This window comes from Vicinamibacteria bacterium (genome assembly GCA_035570235.1).
GTDB lineage: Bacteria > Acidobacteriota > Vicinamibacteria > Fen-336 > Fen-336 > DATMML01.
In genome coordinates this window covers 1-19014 of the sequence record DATMML010000039.1, presented here as the reverse complement: position 1 = coordinate 19014, position 19014 = coordinate 1, and the positions used below count along the sequence as shown (strand labels likewise).

At 69.6% G+C, this 19014-nt stretch carries 19 protein-coding genes; 7 read left to right on the top strand and 12 right to left on the bottom strand.

Annotation, left to right across the window (positions count from 1 at the left end):
- Window positions 1–47: 47 nt before the first annotated feature.
- The 9 genes from VN461_06995 to VN461_06955 form a co-directional block, all read right to left on the bottom strand.
- Window positions 48–722, bottom strand: a complete 675-nt coding sequence (locus VN461_06995; protein ID HXB54514.1) for a uracil-DNA glycosylase — start codon at window positions 720–722, stop codon at window positions 48–50.
- Window positions 719–1945 carry a bifunctional phosphopantothenoylcysteine decarboxylase/phosphopantothenate--cysteine ligase CoaBC gene (gene coaBC / locus VN461_06990; protein ID HXB54513.1) on the bottom strand — a complete coding sequence of 409 codons (1227 nt, stop codon included), beginning with the start codon at window positions 1943–1945 and terminating at the stop codon, window positions 719–721. Before coaBC ends, VN461_06995 begins: the two co-directional genes overlap by 4 nt.
- 9 nt (window positions 1946–1954) lie before the next feature.
- On the bottom strand, window positions 1955–2191 hold the full coding sequence (gene rpoZ / locus VN461_06985) for a DNA-directed RNA polymerase subunit omega (GenBank protein ID HXB54512.1): 237 nt from the start codon (window positions 2189–2191) through the stop codon (window positions 1955–1957).
- Window positions 2188–2820, bottom strand: a complete 633-nt coding sequence (gene gmk, locus VN461_06980; GenBank protein ID HXB54511.1) for a guanylate kinase — start codon at window positions 2818–2820, stop codon at window positions 2188–2190. The genes rpoZ and gmk overlap by 4 nt, the downstream gene beginning before the upstream one ends.
- Window positions 2813–3682: a YicC/YloC family endoribonuclease gene (locus VN461_06975; protein ID HXB54510.1), complete on the bottom strand. Its 870-nt coding sequence runs from the start codon at window positions 3680–3682 to the stop codon at window positions 2813–2815. The genes gmk and VN461_06975 overlap by 8 nt, the downstream gene beginning before the upstream one ends.
- A gap of 8 nt (window positions 3683–3690) precedes the next feature.
- Entirely contained in the window at window positions 3691–5469 is a 1779-nt protein-coding gene (locus VN461_06970) for an ABC transporter transmembrane domain-containing protein (protein ID HXB54509.1), read from the bottom strand.
- A 269-nt stretch (window positions 5470–5738) separates the two neighbouring features.
- On the bottom strand, window positions 5739–6452 hold the full coding sequence (locus VN461_06965; protein ID HXB54508.1) for a glycosyltransferase family 2 protein: 714 nt from the start codon (window positions 6450–6452) through the stop codon (window positions 5739–5741).
- On the bottom strand, window positions 6449–7435 hold the full coding sequence (gene galE, locus VN461_06960) for a UDP-glucose 4-epimerase GalE (GenBank protein HXB54507.1): 987 nt from the start codon (window positions 7433–7435) through the stop codon (window positions 6449–6451). The genes VN461_06965 and galE overlap by 4 nt, the downstream gene beginning before the upstream one ends.
- On the bottom strand, window positions 7432–8730 hold the full coding sequence (locus tag VN461_06955; GenBank protein ID HXB54506.1) for a UDP-glucose/GDP-mannose dehydrogenase family protein: 1299 nt from the start codon (window positions 8728–8730) through the stop codon (window positions 7432–7434). Before VN461_06955 ends, galE begins: the two co-directional genes overlap by 4 nt.
- A 124-nt stretch (window positions 8731–8854) precedes the next feature.
- Between VN461_06955 and VN461_06950 the strand changes: the two genes are divergently transcribed.
- The 7 genes from VN461_06950 (at window position 8855) to VN461_06920 (ending at window position 16918) form a co-directional block, all read left to right on the top strand.
- Window positions 8855–9970 carry a glycosyltransferase family 1 protein gene (locus tag VN461_06950; GenBank protein ID HXB54505.1) on the top strand — a complete coding sequence of 372 codons (1116 nt, stop codon included), beginning with the start codon at window positions 8855–8857 and terminating at the stop codon, window positions 9968–9970.
- Window positions 9967–11103 carry a glycosyltransferase family 1 protein gene (locus VN461_06945; GenBank protein HXB54504.1) on the top strand — a complete coding sequence of 379 codons (1137 nt, stop codon included), beginning with the start codon at window positions 9967–9969 and terminating at the stop codon, window positions 11101–11103. The genes VN461_06950 and VN461_06945 overlap by 4 nt, the downstream gene beginning before the upstream one ends.
- On the top strand, window positions 11100–12029 hold the full coding sequence (locus tag VN461_06940) for a glycosyltransferase family 2 protein (GenBank protein ID HXB54503.1): 930 nt from the start codon (window positions 11100–11102) through the stop codon (window positions 12027–12029). The genes VN461_06945 and VN461_06940 overlap by 4 nt, the downstream gene beginning before the upstream one ends.
- A gap of 159 nt (window positions 12030–12188) precedes the next feature.
- A complete protein-coding gene (locus VN461_06935; GenBank protein HXB54502.1) occupies window positions 12189–13340 on the top strand; it encodes a glycosyltransferase family 1 protein in 1152 nt (383 codons plus the stop codon).
- Between the two features lie 32 nt (window positions 13341–13372).
- Complete coding sequence (locus VN461_06930) at window positions 13373–14470, top strand: glycosyltransferase (GenBank protein ID HXB54501.1); 1098 nt, start codon at window positions 13373–13375, stop codon at window positions 14468–14470.
- A gap of 13 nt (window positions 14471–14483) precedes the next feature.
- Window positions 14484–15923 (top strand): undecaprenyl-phosphate glucose phosphotransferase, encoded by a 1440-nt coding sequence (locus tag VN461_06925; protein HXB54500.1) that lies wholly within the window; start codon window positions 14484–14486, stop codon window positions 15921–15923.
- A 59-nt stretch (window positions 15924–15982) separates the two neighbouring features.
- Window positions 15983–16918 carry a UDP-glucuronic acid decarboxylase family protein gene (locus VN461_06920; protein ID HXB54499.1) on the top strand — a complete coding sequence of 312 codons (936 nt, stop codon included), beginning with the start codon at window positions 15983–15985 and terminating at the stop codon, window positions 16916–16918.
- Window positions 16919–16937: 19 nt separating this feature from the next.
- On the opposite strand, the gene VN461_06915 is transcribed toward VN461_06920, so the two are convergent.
- The 3 genes from VN461_06915 to VN461_06905 all read right to left on the bottom strand — a co-directional run.
- The gene (locus tag VN461_06915; protein ID HXB54498.1) at window positions 16938–17507 is read right to left on the bottom strand and encodes a CDP-alcohol phosphatidyltransferase family protein; all 570 of its coding nucleotides are present in this window, start codon (window positions 17505–17507) and stop codon (window positions 16938–16940) included.
- Window positions 17508–17595: 88 nt separating this feature from the next.
- The gene (locus VN461_06910; GenBank protein HXB54497.1) at window positions 17596–18285 is read right to left on the bottom strand and encodes a CsgG/HfaB family protein; all 690 of its coding nucleotides are present in this window, start codon (window positions 18283–18285) and stop codon (window positions 17596–17598) included.
- A gap of 77 nt (window positions 18286–18362) precedes the next feature.
- Window positions 18363–19014 (bottom strand): J domain-containing protein (locus VN461_06905; GenBank protein HXB54496.1); only part of this gene is annotated, 652 nt, incomplete at its 5' end.

The following is a 19014-nucleotide window of genomic DNA, read 5'->3' as shown; positions in this document are numbered from 1 at the left end:
AACTTACCGCGGGGTACGGCCGGGCCAGGTCCCGTGGAACCGCGGGCCTACGCGCCGAGGAGCCCGCGCACGACCTTCATGTCTTCCCAGACATCCTTCTTGGCCCCTGGGTTCCGCAGAAGGTAGGCGGGGTGGTAGGTGGGCATGACCCGGATGCCCTCGTATTCCCCGAGGCGGCCACGCAGGCGTGAGATCGGCTCCGCGGTCTTGAGCAGCCATTGGCCGGCAAACTTGCCGAGCCCCACGATCACCCGGGGATGGATGGTCTCGATCTGTTTCTGGAGGAACGGCTGGCAGGCCATTATCTCGTCCGGCTCCGGGTTGCGGTTCTCGGGCGGGCGGCACTTGATCACGTTGGCGATGTAGACCTCGTCGCGGCTCATTCCCATGGCCTCGATGATCCGGGTGAGGAGCTGACCGGCCTTGCCCACGAAGGCCAGGCCCTGCACATCTTCCTCGGACCCAGGCGCCTCGCCCACGAACATGAGGCGCGCCTCGGGGTTGCCCTGGCCGAAGACTATGTTCCGGCGGCCGTGGGCGAGCTTGCAACGCTGGCAGTCCCCGAGCGACTCCCGAACGGCCTTAAGCTCCTCTCCCCCCACGGTCGGACCCGCCGCGGGGGGAGCGGCGGGCGGGGGGGCGGGCACGCCGATAGTGGTCAGGGTGGCGTAGAAGCGGGCCCGCTCCCGGAGCTCCCCCAGGACCTCGTCCCGCTCGCTCACCGGCCCTTTCCCGCCTCTTGGAGGCGGCCCCGGCCCTTCCCGGCGCGGAGGGCGGCCACCGCGTCCCAGACCCGCTCCGCCAGCTCACGCTTGCTCATGAGCGGAATTTCCGTCTCCCGCCCGTCCGCGTCCATGAGGACGGCCGCGTTCATCTCCCCGCCGAAGCCGGCCTCTCGCGTCGTCACGTCGTTGGCTACGATGAAATCCAGGCGCTTGGCGCGGAGCTTCTCCCGGGCCGCCTCCCGCAGGTGATCGGTCTCCGCCGCGAAGCCGATGAGGATCCTCTCTCCCTTGCCCTCCCCCAGCGACTTGAGGATGTCGGGGGTGCGCACGAGCTCGAGCCGGGAGGGCCCGTCCGTCTTCTTGAGCTTGGTGGGAGACACCGTGGCCGGGCGATAGTCCGAGACCGCCGCCGCCATGGCCACCACCGTCGCTCCCCCCAGTCGCTCCTCCACGGCCCGGGACATCTCCTCCGCGGAGCGGACGGACACGAAGTCCACGCCCCGCGGCGCGGGCAGGGAGGTGGGGCCGGAGATGAGGGTCACGCGCGCCCCCCGGTCGCGCGCTCCCTCCGCCAGCCGGTAGCCCATCCGCCCCGAGGACCGGTTGGAGACAAAGCGCACGGGATCGATGTCCTCCACGGTGGGCCCCGCGGTGACGAGCACCGCCTCCCCGGCCAGGTCCCGTCGCCGGGCCAGGGCGGCCAGGGCCGCCTCCACGATCTCCCCCACCTCGGCCAGCCGGCCCTTGCCCAGCCAGCCGCAGGCCAGATAGCCCGCCCCCGGCTCCACGATGCGTACCCCGTGACCGCGCAGGATGCGCAGGTTCTCCAGCACCGCCGGGTGGCTGAACATGTTGACGTTCATGGCCGGAGCCACCACTACGGGCGCGGTGGTGGCGGAGTAGAGGGTGCTGAGCGCGTCGTCCGCGATCCCCCGGGCAAACCGGCCCAGGGTGTTCGCGGTGGCGGGGGCCACGAGCAGCAGGTCGGCGGCGTCGGCCAGGCTGATGTGGCGGATGTCGCTCTGCTCCCCCAGGGCCCACTGATCGAGGAAGACCGGGTGGCGGGAGAGGGCCTCGAAGGTCAGGGGGGCCACGAACTTGGTCGCGCTCTCCGTCATGACCACGTGGACGTCCACCTCGCGCTTCTGAAGCTCGCGCAGGATCTCGCAGGCCTTGTAGGCCCCGATACATCCGGTGACGCCCAGGACGACGGTCGGCAAGGGGCTCCCTCAGGCTTCGGGCACGGGCGCGGGCGGCTTATCCCGGACTTCCCAGGAGACCAAACCCGCCAGGACCTCGTCGATGGCCACCCGGGTGGCCTTGCGGCTCTTCACTTCTACCCGAGGCTTGGCCCCGTTCTGAAGCTGCTTGGCCCGCTGGGCGGCCACGGTGATGAAGCGGAACTTGCTGTCCACGTCCTTGGGCAGGATCAATTGCGGCTGGCTCGGCTGCTGCATTGATTTCATGTCTCCTTGTTCGAAGTAAAGGTAGCCAGGATGGCCCGGGCCGGCCCTTCCATACGACTCATGCGAAAGCGCGCAGCCCGGATGACGGCCTTTAGCGCCTCCACACAGGTGGCGAGGTCGTCGTTCACGATCGCGTAATTATACTCCACGCAGCGGCTTAGCTCCTCGCGGGCCACCTCTAGCCGCCGACGGATGGCGGCCTCGTCGTCCTGGCCCCGCCCGCGCAACCGCCGCTCAAGGTCCTCATAGGATGGGGGCAGGATGAAGACGGTCACGGCGTCGGGGAGGATCGCCCGCACCTTGGCCGCTCCCTGCACGTCCAGATCTAGGAGCAGGTCCACCCCTTCCCGCTGGGCTCGCTCGTACTCGGCAAGCGCGGTTCCGTATAGGTACCCGTGCACGGGGGCCCACTCGAGGAGCAGGCCCTGCTCCCTCATCTTCTCGAAGCCCGCGTGGTCCACGAAGTGATACTGGACCCCTTCCTTCTCGCCCGGCCGGGGCGGGCGAGTGGTGTGGGAGACGGAGAAGCGGATCCCCTCGAGCTCCCGGACCACAACTCCCAGCACGGTGGACTTCCCCGCCCCCGAGGGGGCAGAGACCACCACCACGCTCGGCCGTGGACTACTCAACGTTTTGGACCTGCTCCCGGAACTTCTCGACCTCGCTCTTGAGGCCCACCACTTCCCGGACGAGGGCGGCGTCCGCGATCTTGCTCCCGATGGTGTTGGCCTCCCGCATCAGCTCCTGGGCCAGAAAGTCCAGGCGCTTCCCCGAGGGCGGCTGCCCCTCGATGAGCTCCCGGGCCATGGCCGCGTGCGAACGGAGGCGCTGGACCTCCTCGCTCACGTCGTGCCGCTCGACCGCCCGCACCACCTCCGGGTAGAGACGGGCGTCGTCGAGGCCCAGCTCCACGGAGAGGCCGCGCAGCCTCTCCAGCAGGACCTCGCGGCGCCCCTCCCGGGACGCCACGGAGAGGGCCTCGATGCGGTCCGCCCCGCTCGAGATGGCGGCCAGGCTCCGGAGGAGCTCGGTTTCGAGCCGCCGCCCCTCCGCCTCCCGCATGGCGGCCAGGCCCTGAAGCGCCTGCCCCACGAGGGCCAGCAGACGCCCCCGCCGATCGGGGTCCAGGACGGGGGGGGCCTCCGCGGTCTGGAGCGCACCTGGGAAACGAAGGATGTCCGACACCTGCACCCCTCCCTCCAGACCGTATTCGGCCTGCATCTGGCGCAAGGTGTGCACGAGCTGCGACACCAGGGGGCGGGAGGCCACCACCTCCTCCGCCCAGGCATCGGGAAACGTGGCCTCCAGCGAGAGCTCCACCCGGCCCCGGTACATCTGGGATTGCACCAGTTCCTTGATCTCGGGCTCGAGGGGCACCAGCCGTCGGGAGAGGTGGACGGTGAGGTCCAGATAGCGGTGGTTCAGGCTGCGCACGGTGACCGCCGCCCGCAGCGTCTCGGACTCCGCCGCTGCGGATCCGAAGCCGGTCATCGACCGGATCATACGGCGGGGTCCTCGGGCGCGAACTGCAGGTCGTGGAGCCGGCTGTAGACCCCCCCTTTGCGCAGAAGCTCCTCGTGCGTCCCCACCTCCCGGACCTCGCCCCCCTCCAGGACCACGATCCGGGCGGCCTCCCGAACCGTGGCCAGACGGTGGGCGATGACGAGGGTCGTACGTCCTTTCATGAGGTTCGCGAGCGCGTCCTGCACGAGCCGCTCCGATTTCGCGTCCAGGGCGGAGGTGGCTTCGTCCAGGATGAGGATGGGGGGGTCCTTCAGGATGGCCCGTGCGATCGCGATGCGCTGCCGCTGCCCCCCCGAGAGCCGGCTCCCCCGCTCCCCGATGACGGTGTCGTAGCGTCGGGGCAGGTCCAGGATGAAGTCGTGGGCGAAGGCGGCCCGGGCGGCCGACTCCACGCGGGCCGCGTCCACGTCCTCCAGGCCGTAGGCGATGTTCGCGCGAACGGTGTCGTTGAAGAGCACGGTCTGCTGGGTCACGAGACCGATCTGGTCGCGCAGGCTGGCCAGCGTCCCCCGCCGCACGTCCACCCCGTCGATGGTGATCTCCCCCTCCGTCACGTCGTAGAAGCGCGGGAGGAGGTTCACGAGCGTGGTCTTGCCGGCCCCGCTCGTCCCCACGATCGCCACCACCTCGCCCATGCAGGCCCCGAAGCTCACTCCCCGCAAGATGGCCCCGTGGCCGTCCGCGTAGCGGAAGCCCACGCCGCGGTACTCGATCCCCTCCCGCATCCGGGGGAGGGGTAGCGCGGCCTTCTCCTCCCGAACCTCCTCGTGGGTGTCCAGGACCTCAAAGATCCGCGAGGAGGCGGCCAGGGCCGCCTGCAGGGTGGCGTTCACGCGCGACAGGCGCTTGATGGGGGTATACATGGCGAAGAGCGCGGTCAGAAAGGAGGCGAATGCTCCCGGGGTCATGTCACCCGTGCGGATGCGGTTGCTGCCGTAGAAAAGGGCCCCGATCAGCGCCAGCCCCCCCACCGCCTCCATGAGGGGGGGCAGGACGGCGGTGGTGCGGGTGATCCGCATGTTCACGTTGAGCAACCGGCCGGCGGCGCGGCGGAAGCGCGCGAGCTCGAACATCTCCATCCCGAAAGCCTTCACCACCGGGAATCCGGAGATCGTCTCCTGCAGGATCTCGGAGATGTCGCGCCAGCGCCTTAGGGAGGTCTCGTTGGAGGCGCGCAGACGCCGGCCCAGGCGGACGAGGGGAATAAAGGCCAGGGGCATGCCCACCAGCGCGAACAGGGCCAGCCGCCAGTCCATGTAGAAAAGGACGAACAGCAGGCCGAGGACGGTCAGGCCCTCCTTCAGGAGGTCGCCCGCTATCTCCGAGACCGCGTTCTGGATCCTCTCCACGTCGGTCGTGATGTGGCTCATGAGGGCGCCGGTGGTGTGGCGGGCCAGGAAGGTGAACGACTGTTGCAGCACGTGCTCGTACACGGCGCTGCGCAGGTCGGTCACCGCCCTCTGCCCCACCGAGGCCACGAGGGTGGTGGAGACGTAGGAGCAGACGCCTTTCAGGAGATAGAGGAGGAGGATGGCGGCGGAGACCCTGCCCACGTTCACGCCCTGGATCAGGACCTCGTCGAAGATCGGCTTGACCTTCGACACGAGCACGGCCCCGGAGGCCGCGTATCCCGCGGTGGCGACCCAGGAGAGGAGGAGTCGTCCCCGGTAGGGACGGGTGTAGGACAGGAGCCGGATGAACTGACGGACCTCGGAGCGGGCCCAGACGACCAGCGTCTCGGCCCGCAGCGCCAAGCCGGTGCGCCTCCGAGGGGAGGCCGCGGGCGGGACTCCGTTCAGCGGCGGCAACGCGGGAAGGGCTATGACCTCATCTCCTTGGAACGACGCGCTTTAGCGAGCGGGCCCGGGCGGGTAAGTATAGCGGGAACACCGAGGCAGGGCAAGGGCGGCGCTCACTCTCCGCGGCCCGAGGAGGAAGGTACGGTGGACCTCGCCCTGAACTTCGCCCCTGGCCCCTTTCGTCCGTCCCCCAGTGGCGTGACCCATGCCCGGGCGCCCCCGCCTCAGTCCATGAACCGGTACTTGATCAGCGTCCAGAGTGCGGGGAAGCCGTCCTTCCAGGTGATCTTCTTCCCCTCCGAGTAGTCCCGGCCCTCATAAGTGATCGGCACCTCGTATACCCGGGCCCCGTGCTTGAACAGCTTGGCCGTGATCTCCGGCTCGATTCCGAAGCGGTTGCTGCGAAGGCGCAGGCTCTTGAGGACGTCCGCCCGCACCGCTTTGAAACAGGTCTCCATGTCCGTGAGAGTGGTGTTGTAGAGCACGTTGGTGACGAGGTTCAGGAACAGGTTCGCCAGGTAATGGGTGAAGAGGAAGCAGCGGTGGCGGCCGATGAAGCGGCTGCCGAACACCGCATCCGCCTTGCCCTTCACGATGAGGTCCATCAGTTCCGGGTATTCCTCGGGGCTGTATTCGAGGTCGGCGTCCTGGATGACGATCACGTCTCCCTTCGCCTCCTCGATGCCCCGGCGGACCGCCGCCCCCTTCCCCTGGTTCCTTTCCTGGAGCAGGACCTTGAAGCCCATTTCCCCCGCCAAGCGGAGCAGGATCTCTCGGCTGCCGTCTCGGGAGCCGTCGTCTACGGCTATGAGCTCGAGACGGAGGGGAACTGCCAGCACCCGCCCTACCATCTCTTCCACCGTGGCCGCCTCGTTGTAAACCGGCATGACCACGGTCAGGAGGGGGTCGAGGAGGGGGGTGGGGCGGCCCCGGCTCATGCCGCCGCCCCGTAGCCCCGTGGGTGATCCAACCTCCAGCGCAGGGCCGTCTCCACGATGCCGTCCAGCTCCACATGGGTGGGGCGGAACCCGAGGGCACGCATTCGGGCCGCGGACGACACGAGCCGGGGGGGGTCTCCCGGTCGCCGCGCGCCGGCCCGGGCCGGCACCGGCTTGCCCGCCACCCGCTCCACCGACTGGAGGACCTCCCGCACGGAATAGCCGCTCTCGCTCCCCAGGTTGAATGCCTGAAAGGGCTCGCCGCCCTCGAGCGCGCGCAGACCAACGATATGGGCCCGGGCCAGATCCTGCACGTGGATGTAGTCGCGGATGCAGGTCCCGTCGGGGGTGTCGTAGTCGGTCCCATAGATGGTGAGGGGGGGCCGCCGTCCGAGCGCCGCGTCCAGGGCGAGGGGGATGAGATGCTCCTCGGGACGGTGATCCTCGCCCAACGAGCCGTCGGGATGGCAGCCGGAGGCGTTGAAGTAGCGCAGAGACACCGCGCTCAGACGCCCGGCCGTGGCCAGGTCGGCAAGGGCCCTCTCGAAGGCCCGCTTGGTCGCCCCGTAGGGACTGATCGGGTCCTGGGGATGGTCCTCGTCCACGGGAATGCGGACCGGCATCCCGTAGACCGCGCAGGTGGAGCTGAAGACCAGCTTCCGCACGCCCGCCTCCGCCATGGCCCCGAGCAGGGCCACCCCCTTCGTGAGGTTGGTCAGGTAATAGGGCATGGGATCCGCGACCGACTGCCCGACGCTCAGGAGGCCCGCAAAATGGAGGACCGCCTCCACGCCGGAGAGGGCCCGACGCAGCGCGCCCGTATCGCCTAGGTCGCCCACCACCAGGGGGATCCCGGCCGGGACCGCCCCCCGATGCCCGGCCGAGAGGTCGTCGAGCACGACCACGTCGTGACCCGCGTCCTTGAGCTCACGGGCGGCATGGCTGCCGATGTAGCCGGCGCCGCCCGTGACCAGCACCCTCACCGCCGGCCGATGCCTTCGTAATGGAAACCCAGCTCCCGCAGCTGCTTCGGCTCGTAGATGTTCCGTCCATCAAAGACCGCGGGGCGGCGCATCAGGGACTTCATCCGTTGAAAGTCGGGCTCCCGGAACTCGTTCCACTCCGTGACCACTACCAGCGCGTCCGCCCCTTCCACCGCCTCGTAGCTCCGCGAGCACAGGGCCACGCGGTTGCCCAAGATCCGGCGCGCGGTCCCGCTGGCCTTGGGGTCATAGGCCCGGACGGCGGCGCCCCCGGCCAGGAGGGCCTCGATGATGGCCAGGGCGGGGGCCTCCCTCACGTCGTCCGTGCGGGGCTTGAAGGCCAGCCCCCACACCGCCACCACGCGGCCGGCCAGGCCGCCCAGATAGGCCTCGATGCGGGGGACGAGGCTACGCTTCTGCATCTCGTTCGTTCGATCCACCGCCGCCACCACCGACATCTCGCAGCCCAGGTCGTGGCCGATGCGGAGCAGCGCCCTCACGTCCTTGGGGAAGCAGGAGCCGCCGTAGCCCACGCCCGGAAACAGGAAAGAGGCCCCGATCCGGCCGTCCCGGCCCAACCCCAGCCGCACCTGGCGGACGTCGGCTCCCACCTTGTCGCAGAGGTTGGCGATCTCGTTCATGAAGGAGATGCGGGTGGCGAGCATGGCGTTGGCCGCATACTTGGTGAGCTCGGCGGAGGCGTGGTCCATGACCAGGATGGGGTTGCCGGTGCGCACGAAGGGCTCGTAGAGCTGCCGCATCACCGCTTCCACCTTCGGGTCATCGGTGCCGATGACGATCCGGTCCGGCTTCAGGAAGTCGTCCACCGCCACCCCTTCCTTCAGGAACTCGGGGTTGGAGACGACCGCGAAGGGATGGGTGGTAATGGCGGCCATGACTTCCCGCACGCGTTTGGCGGTGCCCACGGGAACCGTGGACTTGTTGACCACGATCTTGAACCCGTTGATGGCGCGGGCGATGCCCTCCGCCACCCCGAGCACGTACTTCACATCCGCGGAGCCGTCCTCGCCCTGGGGCGTCCCCACCGCGATGAACAGCACCTCGCTTCCCCGCACCGCGCCCGCGAGATCGGTGGTGAAGCGCAGGCGCTCCTCGGCAACGTTGCGCGGCACCATCTCCGCGAGCCCCGGCTCGTAGATGGGGATCACGCCCCCGGAGAGGGCCGCGACCTTTTCTGCGTCGGAGTCGACACAGACCACGGAGTTGCCGTTCTCCGCCAAGCACGCACCGACCACGAGGCCGACATATCCGCTGCCCACCACTCCTATGTTCACGATCGAGTATCTCCGGCCCACCGTGGCGGCCACGGGAGCGAGCGGTGACTTTAGCACAACGACCCTCTCCGGAGCCCCTCGTGCCCCTGGGCCCGGCTTGGTATCATCGCTTCCGGAACCGACCATGAATGTGGGCCTCGACCTCCGGCCTTCCCTCCTGCGGCCCACGGGGGCGGGGGCTTACATCCTCGCCCTCGCGGAGAGGCTGCCGGTGGCAGCGCCGGAGGACCGCTTCTTCTTCTTCTCCGCCTCTCTCCGCGATCGCTACCCCCCCCGCGCCTGGGCCCCCAACGTCACCTTCGTGGACCGCCGCATCCCCGTCCGCGCCCTCAACTTCGCCTGGAACCGGCTGGGGGCGCCGGCCCTGGACCGCCTGGTGGGGGCTCCCCTGGACCTCATCCACTCGCCCCACCCCTTGATCGTCCCCGGCCGGAGGGCCCGCCATGTGCTCACCATCCACGACCTGTTCTTCCTGAAGCATCCGGAGATGACGCGGGCGGAGGTGCAGCGGGACTACGTGCCCCTCGTGCGGGCCCACGTCCGTCGCGCGGACGGCGTCCTTTGCGGGTCCGAGTTCACCGCCTCCGACATCCGGCGCCTCCTGGACGTCCCCGAGGAGAAACTGGCGGTCACGCCCTACGGCGTCGACCCCATCTACCGAGCCCCCGTTCCCGCCCCCGAGGTCGAGGCCGTGCTCGCCCGCCGCGGGCTGCCCCGGGGCGCCATCCTCTACGTGGGCAGCGACGAGGGGCGCAAAAACGTGGTGAACCTGGCCATGGCCTACATGGGGCTCGCCCGCCGGCGGCCCCGCACCCCCCCCCTCGTCCTGGTTGGACCCGGCCCCGGATGGGCCCAGGGTGGCTCCCAGATCGCCCCCCAGATCCGGTCCACCGGCTACCTCGCCACCCGCGAACTCAGGGCCCTCATGGCCGCCTGCGCCCTCCTAGTCCTGCCCTCCCTGGAGGAGGGATTCGGACTCCCCGCTGCCGAGGCCATGGCCGCGGGTTTGCCGGTGGTCTGTTCACGGGGATCGGCCCTCGAGGAGATTGCCGGCGATGCCGCCACCCTCGTCGATCCCCTCGATGCGGGATCGATCGCGGGGGGCCTGGAACGAGTCCTCGATGACCCCGCCTATGCGGAGGAACAGCGGCAGAAGGGCCTCGCCCGGAGCCGGCGCTTCGATTGGGATGCGACGGTGCGGGAGACCCTGGGCTTCTACCGCCGTATCCTGGGCCGGTGAGCCCGGCTCAGGGGCCCTTGGGGACGGGGGCCCTCACGATCGGCGTCGACGCCCGGGAGCTGCAAGGCCGGCCCACGGGGACGGGTCGCTATCTCCGCAACCTGCTCCGGCTCTGGACCGCGGGCGCCGACGACCGTTTCGTGGCCTACTTCAACGGCCCTCCCCCCGCCGATCCCGTCCTCGCCCATCCCCGAATCCTCTGCCGCGGCCTCCCTTCCCGGCGCGGACTCTTCTGGCAGGAGCGGAGCCTGCCCGAGGCCGCCCGCACCGACGGCATCCAGGTCTTTTTCTCGCCGGCTTACACCTGTCCCCTCGCCCTCCACGTCCCCCGGGTGACCGCCGTACACGACCTCTCGTTCTTCTCCCATCCCCAGGACTTCGGTGCCCTCGACGGTCTTCGCCGGCGGGTGCTGGTGGCGGCGAGCATCCGCGCCTCCCGCACCGTCCTCGCCTGTTCCGAGTTCACACGGCGCGAAATTGCGGGCCGCTTCCCGGACTGCGCCGACCGGATCCTCCACGTCCCCCTTGGCCCCGACGACGACCTGCCGCCCCCGCCCCCCCGGGCAGAGGCGCGGGCCCGCCGGGGCGCCCGCGGTCCCTACCTCCTCACCGTGGGCGCGGTCCTGAACCGCCGCTGCCTGCCCGAGCTGCTGCATGCCGTGGCCCTCCTGCGCCGGCCCTGGCCCCGGCTCCGCCTCGACGTGATCGGAGAGAACCGGACCCATCCCCGCCTCGACCTCGAGGGACTGGTCCAAATGCTCGACCTCGGCGGTCACGTGCGGCTCGCGGGCTTCGCGGACGAGGCCACCCTCGCCGAGTGCTACGCGGCCGCGGACGCCGCGGTCTTCCTGTCCGAGTACGAGGGCTTCGGGCTCCCCGCCCTCGAGGCGGCGGCCCGGGGCGTACCCCTCTTGGTCAGCCGGCGGCCGGCCCTGGGCGAGATCTTCGGCGAGGCCGCCCTGGTGGTGGAGCCAAGAGACGTGACCGCCGTCGCGGGAGCCCTCGATCGCCTCCTAAGCGAACAGGCCCTGCGGGAGTCGCTCGTGTCCCGGGGGCGTGCGCTGGCCGCGCGTTACTCCTGGGCCGAGACCGCCCGTCAAACCCTGGGCGCGATGCACGGGGCCACCCCGTGAGGGGGCCCTACCAAGGGGGGCCCGATCCCGCCCGCGTCGCGGTGGTCGTCGTCTCCTTCAACACCTGCGAGGAGCTCCGCCGCTGCCTCCGTTCCCTGGCTGACCACCCGACCCTGCCTTTGCAGGTGATCGTGGTGGACAACGCCAGCGCGGATCTCTCGCCGGAGACGGTCCGGCGCGAGTTTGCCACCGTCCTTCTGCTCGAGAACGAGGAGAACCTCGGCTTCGCCCGGGCCGCCAACCGCGGGCTACGCGAGGCACGAGCCCCTTACATCCTCTTCCTGAACAGCGACGCCGAGGTCCGCCCGGGCGCCCTCGAGACCCTCGTCGCCCTCCTCGACGCGCGGCCGGAAGTCGGGGTGGTGGCGCCCCGCACCCGGGGCACGGACGGGACCATCCAGGTCTCATCGGGGCCGGCCTTGACGCCCCTGAGCGAGTGGGGACAGCGGCGCCTGGTGCGCGGCGTCCGCGCGCGCGTCCCCGCCGCCCTGGCCCGGGCCGAGCGGATCCACGCGGATGAACACGAGCCGGTCTGGGTCTCGGCCGCTTGCCTGCTCGCGCGGCGAGAGGCCCTCCTCGCCGTGGGCGGATTCGACGAAGCGTTCTTCCTCTACGAGGAGGACGTGGACCTTTGTGTCCGGGTGCGTCGGGCGGGGTGGCGGATCCTCTTCACCCCCGCCGCAGAGGTTCTCCACCATCTCGGACGGAGCATGCAGAGGGCGGGCTCCCGGGCGGACCTGGAGTACCACCGGAGCCACATCCTCTACTACCGGAAGCACAACGGATGGCTGCCCCGCGCCTTCCTCCGCGCCCGCGTCTTCCTGCTCGCCCTTTCCCGATGGGCGGCCGCCCTCGGGCCGGGGCCGGAACGCCAGGCCCGGCGTCGCGACGCGGGCCGGCTCCTTCGCGCGGCGCGGAGGGGCTGATTCCCTTTGCGGCCGGCGGGGAGCTCATGTTAGGGTGGGAGTGGCACTTGGAGAGAGACACCCGACGTGGACCCCGACCCCGCGCCTCCTGGATGAGACCTCTGGGAATCGAGGGGCCCCGACCGGCGGCGAGGAGCTCATCAAGGAGCGGCAGTCCCGATGAGGGTCGCGATCGACGCCCGGAAGTGGAGGGACTATGGGATCGGGACCTACGTCCGCAACCTGGTCCGGCACCTAGCCGGCCTGGACGGTGACAGCACCTACTTCGTCTTCTGCCACCACAACGACGCCCCCACCCTCCGCGACCTGGCCGACAACTTCGTGCCCGTGGTGGATGATTCCGCCGGCTATAGCCTCCGCGAGCAGATCACGATCCCGATCAAGCTCCGCCGGCTCGGGGCCGAGCTCCTCCACTCGCCCCACTACGTGCGTCCGTTGCTCTGCACCATCCCTTCGGTCGTGACCATCCACGACTGCATCCACCTCCTCTTCCCCCAGTACTTGCCCAGCCGCATGGGCTGGCGCTACGCGCACTTCATGATGGGGAGCGCGATCCGCCGCAGCGCGCTCGTGTTCACGGTCTCCGAGGCCTCGCGCCGCGACATCCTCCGCTTCTATCCCTGGGCCGACCCCGAGCGCGTTCTCGTCGTGCCCAACGCGATCGACGCCACCATGCTGGAGGATCCCGGCCCGGAGGAGATGGAGCGTGTCAAGGAGCGCTACCAGATCCGCGGCCGCTTCGTGCTCTTCGCGGGGAACATCAAGCCCCACAAGAACCTCGAACGCCTGATCGCCGCCTTCGGACGCGTGAAGCAGCGCCCGGGCCACGACGACCTGAAGCTGTTCATCATCGGGGACGAGGTGACCCGCTACGGCTCCCTGCGCCGGAGCGTGGAGGCCGCGGGGGTGCGCCAGGACGTGCGTTTCTTCGGCTTCGTGCCCGACCGCACCCTGGCCGCCCTCTACCGCCTGGCCTCGGTCTTCGCCTTTCCCTCCCTCTACGAGGGGTTCGGCCTGCCTCCCCTGGAGGCCATGGCCTGCGGCACCCCCGTCGTGACCTCGCGCATCTCCTCCCTGCCCGAGGTGGTCGGTGACGCCGCCCTCCTCGTGGACCCCTACAGCGTGGACGAGATCGCGCTTGGGATCGAGCGGGTTCTGGGCGACGACGCCCTGCGCGCGGTGCTCGTGGAGCGGGGCCGGTCCCGCGTCCGCGACTTCAGCTGGAAACGCTCGGTCAAGGCCATCCACTCCGGCTATCTGAGGGCCCTGGGGCGGCCGCTCCCCGCGCTGGCCGCCCAGGAAATGCGCTGAAGGTCGCCCTCGTCCACGACTGGCTCACCGGCATGCGGGGGGGGGAGAAGGTTCTCCTCTCCCTGGCCCGGCTCTTTCCCGAAGCACCCATCTTCACCCTTCTGCACGTGCGGGGTTCGCTCTGCCCGGAGTTGGAGGCGCGCGACATCCGCACCACGTTCGTGCAATCCCTCCCCGGCGCGGCCCGGCACTACCGTCATTACCTGCCGCTCTTTCCCGCCGCCGCCGCCTCTATCGACCTCGCCGGCCACGATCTCGTGATCTCCAGCTCCCACTGCGTGGCCAAGGGGGTGCGGGCCGCGTCGGGTGCCCTCCACCTCTGCTACTGCCACACCCCCATGCGGTACGTCTGGGACCGCTACCTCGACTACTTCGCCCCTCCCCGGCTCTCCCCCCTGGCCCGCCGGGTCGTTCCCCTGGCCGCGGAGGCCCTCCGCGCCTGGGATGTGGCGACCTCCGGTGCCGTCGACCGTTACGCGGCCAACAGCCGTCACGTGGCCGCCCGCATCCTTCGCTACTACGGCCGCGAGGCGGAGGTGATCCCGCCCCCCGTCGACACCGACTTCTTCACGCCCGGCGCGGGCGGCGCGGGCGACTTCGACCTCGTGGTCTCCGCCCTCGCCCCCTACAAGCGGGTGGACCTCGTCCTGGAGGCCTATCGCGGCACCGGGCGGCCCCTCAAGATCGTGGGCACCGGCCCGGAGGAGGCCCGGCTCCGGGCCCTCGCCCCCCCCGAGGCGACGTTCATCGGCCGGGTGGACGACCCCACCCTGCGCGAGCTCTACCGATCGTGCCGCGCCGTGCTCATGGTCGGGATCGAGGATTTCGGCATCGTGCCCCTGGAGGCGATGGCCTGCGGCCGCCCGGCCGTGGTCTTCGCCGAGGGCGGGGGCCCGGAATCGGTCACTCCGGGTGAGACGGGGGTGCTCTTCGGGGAGGGCTCCCCCGCCGGCCTCAAGGCCGCCGTTGACTCCCTGGAGACCCTGAGTTTTAATAGGGTTACGCTTCGAACCCGCGCCGAGGCCTGCAGCCGCCAAGTGTTCGAATCTCGGTTCCGGGCCTTCGTGGAGAAGGCGCTCAAGGAGCAGGGGCGGACGGAGGAGCCGCCCAGGGGAGCCTGGCCCGCATGAGAACGAACCCCCCATGGTGAAGTTCCAGACCCGCGTGATGGTCGCCGCGTTCGTCGTCGTCGACGTGGTGGCCACGAACCTGGCCTGGATCCTGGCTTACCTCCTCCGCTTCGAAGCCCTCGGCCGCGTCATCCCGGTCACCAAGGGCGTGCCCGAGCTCTCGCGCTATCTCCTGCTCCTGCCTCTCCTCTCCGTGCTCTGGCCGGCGGTGCTCTACTTCCACGGCCTCTACCAGGTGAAGCGCGGCCGCAGTCGCATTGATGAGTTCTTCGGCATTCTCTTCAGCGTCCTCATCGCAACCGCCCTGACCCTGGGGACCACGCTCTACGTCCGCGTCTACTATCGGTTCCAGCCCGAGGTGGCCCCGCTCTGGGAATACAGCCAGGCGGTGGTGGGTCTGTTCGTCCTCCTCGACGTGGTCCTCCTGAATCTGGGTCGCTCTGCCTTACGCCGCTACTTGGAGCGGCTCTGGGCAGCGGGCTACAACGTGAGGAAGGTCCTGGTGGCGGGCGCGGGCGACCTGGGTCGGGCGGTGGCGGAGACGCTGGGGGCCCACCGCGAGCTGGGCTACCGTGTCCTAGGCTTCCTGGACGACACCCCTGGCCATTCGGGTCTGGGGGGGCTCCCGGTCCTGGGCACGCTGGAGCAGGCGGCGGAGGTGGCCCGGCAGACGGGCGCCGATCAGATCTACGTGGCCCTGCCCCTCGAGGACCATGCCAAGCTGGTCGGCCTCATCAAGGCCGTGAGCAACGAGTGCCTCGACATCAAGGTCGTGCCCGATCTCGTCCAGTACGCCACCATCAAGGCCGCCCTGGAGGACCTGGACGGCATCCCTATCATCAGCCTCAACGAGGTCCCCCTCCGGGGCTGGAACAGCATGGTCAAGCGGGTCATGGACGTGGTGATCGGCACCGCCTTCCTGCTCGTGCTCTGCCTGGGCTTCCCGCTGATCGCGCTCCTCATCAAGCTCTTCGGGGGCAAGGGCCCCATCCTGCTGCGCCAGGAGCGCATGACCCTGGACGGGAGGACGTTCCAGATCTTCAAGTTCCGAACCATGGTGGACGAGGCGGAGAAGGACACCGGCCCCGTCTTCGCCAGTTCCGAGGACCCGCGGCGCACCCCGATCGGGGCCTGGCTCCGGCGCTTCAACCTGGACGAGTTCCCCCAGCTCATCAACGTGGTCCTGGGGGACATGAGCCTGGTGGGGCCACGCCCCGAGCGGCCGCCCTTCGTGGCCCAGTTCAAGAAGCAGATCCCGCAGTACATGCTGCGCCACCGGGTCAAGAGCGGGATCACGGGCTGGGCCCAGGTGAACGGCTGGCGCGGTAACACGTCGATCGAGAAGCGGATCGAGTATGACCTCTACTACATCGAGAACTGGTCGCTCCTCCTCGACATCAAGATCCTGATCCTGACCCTCTTCCGGGGGTTTGGCCAAAAGCATGCCTACTGAGGGGACGCGGTGCGGAGCGCTCCCGCCCCCGCCCCCCGTCCCGGGCGGCGGGCTGAGCTTTGCCTAGGGCCCTCGTCACCGGGGCCGCCGGGTTCATCGGATCCCATCTCTGCGAGTACCTGCTCGACCAGGGCTTGAGCGTGGTCGGGATGGACAACTTGCTCACGGGCGATGTCACCAACATCGCGCACCTCACGGGACGGGACTTCCTCTTCGTCAAGCACGACGTTACGAACTACATCTCCCTACCCGGCCCCCTCGACTTCATCTTCCACTTCGCCAGCCCGGCCTCCCCCATCGACTACCTGCGGGTGCCCATCCAGACCCTCAAGGTGGGCAGCCTGGGCACGCACAACGGCCTCGGCCTGGCCAAGGCCAAGAAGGCGCGCTTTCTCCTCGCCTCCACCTCCGAGGTCTACGGGGATCCCCTGGTCCACCCACAGCGGGAGGACTACTGGGGCAACGTCAACCCCGTGGGCCCCCGCGGGGTTTACGACGAGGCCAAGCGCTTCGCGGAGGCCATGGTCATGGCCTACCACCGTGTGCATGGGGTGGAGACGCGGATCGCCCGCATCTTCAACACCTACGGACCCCGCATGCGGGTGGAGGACGGCCGCGCCATCCCCGCGTTCTTCAGCCAGGCCCTGCGGGGGGAAGACGTCACCGTCTTCGGGGACGGGAGCCAGACCCGGAGCCTCTGCTACATCTCCGACCTCGTGGACGGGGTCTACCGCCTCATGACCTCCGAGGTCGACGAACCCGTGAACCTGGGCAACCCCCAGGAGCTGACCATCCGCCAGCTCGCGGAGCGGATCCTGACCCTGACCGACTCGCAGAGCCGGATCGTGACGAGGCCCCTCCCCGTCGACGACCCCCGGGTGCGTCAGCCCGACATCACCCGGGCCCGCGAGCGGCTCAGCTGGGAGCCACGGGTGTCCCTGGAAGAGGGGCTCGCCAACACCCTCGCTTACTTCCGCCAGAAGCTCGGGGTCTGATCGGCCTTCCGCGACCCGCTCAGGCGCCCGGAAGCCGCGGGACCCGCCGGACCGAGGCCCGATAAACGTAGTGCAGGGCGGAAGCCACGGTGATCGCGGCAGTGAGCCGGCAAAGGTGCTCCACCAAAGGCAGACACTCCCCCGCCGCGTTCATCAGGAACACGACCCCCGCGGTCAGAAGCTGGCTTCCGGTGGCGAACTTGCCGAGCAGGGAGGGGTAGAAGACGCGGCGCTCCAGGGTCAGGTTGATCACGGCCACGCTCACCACGATGATGGCGTCCCGGGAGAGGAGGGTCACGGTCAGCCAGACGGGGATCGCACAATAGAGCCCCGAGCTCCAGGTCAGCGCCACGTAGGAGGAGCCGAGCAGGATCTTGTCCGCCACCGGATCCAGGGTGGCGCCGAGGGTGGTCCGCTGGTGCCCCAGGCGGGCGATCAGTCCGTCCAAGAGGTCCGTCAACCCCGCCACCACGAAAACGATGAGGGCCCCCGTGTGGGCCCGGTAGTGCAGAAGCACGACCAGGACGGGGGCGAGGGCCATGCGCAGGATGGTGAGCTGGTTGGCGATCGTGAGGACGGGTTCAGACATGGACAGGGAGAAGAGTGTACCGACGGGGAGAGTGTAGAAAAAAAGAGGGGCCGCCGGCAACCGGCGGCCCCGCGTGACCTGGAAAGAGCTACTCCTCCAGGCGATCCTTGCGGGCCACGAGCTGGGCCACGAGCTTCTGGGTGGCCTGCTCTTGCGCGTCCCCGATGGCGCTGTCCTTGTAGTTACTGGTGCCCATGGCGAATCCCGCGCCTCCGCCGCCGCCGGCTCCGCCCAAGGCCAGACCGCCGCCTTTGGTCGAGAGGCCCTCGCCCTTGGCGGAGATCAGCACCTCACCCGTGGTGGCGTCGATCATGCGCGCGGTCAGGGTCACGTAGGTCTTGGCCTTCTTCAGGCCGAGGCCGCCGATCTTGCCCCCTCCAAAACCGCCCCCGCCGTAGGTCTTCTCCTCGCCCCCGAACTTCGTGATGGAGCCAGCGATGATGTACTTCACGCCCAGCACCTTCCCGACCTTGGCGAGCTTGGCCGCACTGGGGTCGGCGCGGTCGCTACGGGCAAAGTCCTGCTCGGCCAGCACCGTGTCCAACTTCTTCCGCTCGATGACACGGAAGGAGCCGTCGTTCACGAGGGCGTCCACGACCTGATCGGCCATGCCCTTGCCGATGTCGTACTGTCCCCACCAGTTGTTGACCGTGCCGTAGTCGAAGTCCATGACCGCCACTTTGGGACGGTCGGCTTTCTTGCTTTGCGCCTGCGCCGCCCCGCTCAAACCGACCAGCGCGACCGCCGCGGTCAGGCCCGCGACCAGCTTGCCTTTCATCAATTGTCCTCCTCCGATGGACGGATAATAGCTCCGACCCCCGCGGCTGGTCAAGGCGCCGCCGCTCTATCGCGCGCCTAGTGTCCGAGCCCCCGCAGCTCCTCGAAGAGCTCCCGAGCCCGGGAGTTCAGCTTCTTAGGGACAGCCACGCCCAGGGTGGCGAGCAGATCCCCGCGGCCCCCGCCCGCCTCCAGACGGGGCAGGCCGTGGCCGCGCAGCCGGAACGTCTGTCCGGGGGCGGTTCCGGGGGGGACCTTGATCCCCACCGGTCCCTCGAGGGTGGGGACATCGGCCTCGCCCCCGAGCACGGCCGTGGTGAGCGGCACCGTCACGGTGGTCTGGAGGTCGTCGCCTTTCCGCTCGAACTTCGGGTCGGGCGTGATGTGCACGCGAAGGTAGAGGTCGCCCCGCGGCCCCCCCGCCTCGCCCCCTCCCTCGCCGGCAACCCTCACCCGCGAGCCCTCCTTCACCCCGGGGGGAATTTTGACCTCCACGCGGCGGTGCCCCTGACCTCTCACCTCCACCGTACGGGTGGTACCCCGAAGCACATCCCGCAGGCTCAGCTCTACGGTCTGTTCGAGGTCCGCGCCGGGCCGGGTCGCAAACGCATCCTCGAAGCCACCTCCCCCTCCCGCACCCCCGAAGAACGTGCGGAAGAAGTCCGAGAAGCCCCCCAGGTCCTGTTCGCCGAACCCGCCGCTCATGTCCACCCGCACCCCCCCCCCCCCC

What these genes read in the sequence shown, in the direction of transcription:
- VN461_06965 (HXB54508.1), bottom strand. Translation starts at nt 6,452, where the DNA reads ATGAGCCGGGGCCGCCCCACCCCCCTCCTCGACCCCCTCCTGACCGTG.
- VN461_06930 (HXB54501.1), top strand. Translation starts at nt 13,373, where the DNA reads ATGCGGGGGGGGGAGAAGGTTCTCCTCTCCCTGGCCCGGCTCTTTCCC.
- VN461_06950 (HXB54505.1), top strand. Translation starts at nt 8,855, where the DNA reads ATGAATGTGGGCCTCGACCTCCGGCCTTCCCTCCTGCGGCCCACGGGG.
- rpoZ (HXB54512.1), bottom strand. Translation starts at nt 2,191, where the DNA reads ATGAAATCAATGCAGCAGCCGAGCCAGCCGCAATTGATCCTGCCCAAG.
- VN461_06935 (HXB54502.1), top strand. Translation starts at nt 12,189, where the DNA reads ATGAGGGTCGCGATCGACGCCCGGAAGTGGAGGGACTATGGGATCGGG.
- VN461_06910 (HXB54497.1), bottom strand. Translation starts at nt 18,285, where the DNA reads ATGAAAGGCAAGCTGGTCGCGGGCCTGACCGCGGCGGTCGCGCTGGTC.
- VN461_06925 (HXB54500.1), top strand. Translation starts at nt 14,484, where the DNA reads ATGGTGAAGTTCCAGACCCGCGTGATGGTCGCCGCGTTCGTCGTCGTC.
- VN461_06975 (HXB54510.1), bottom strand. Translation starts at nt 3,682, where the DNA reads ATGACCGGCTTCGGATCCGCAGCGGCGGAGTCCGAGACGCTGCGGGCG.
- VN461_06915 (HXB54498.1), bottom strand. Translation starts at nt 17,507, where the DNA reads ATGTCTGAACCCGTCCTCACGATCGCCAACCAGCTCACCATCCTGCGC.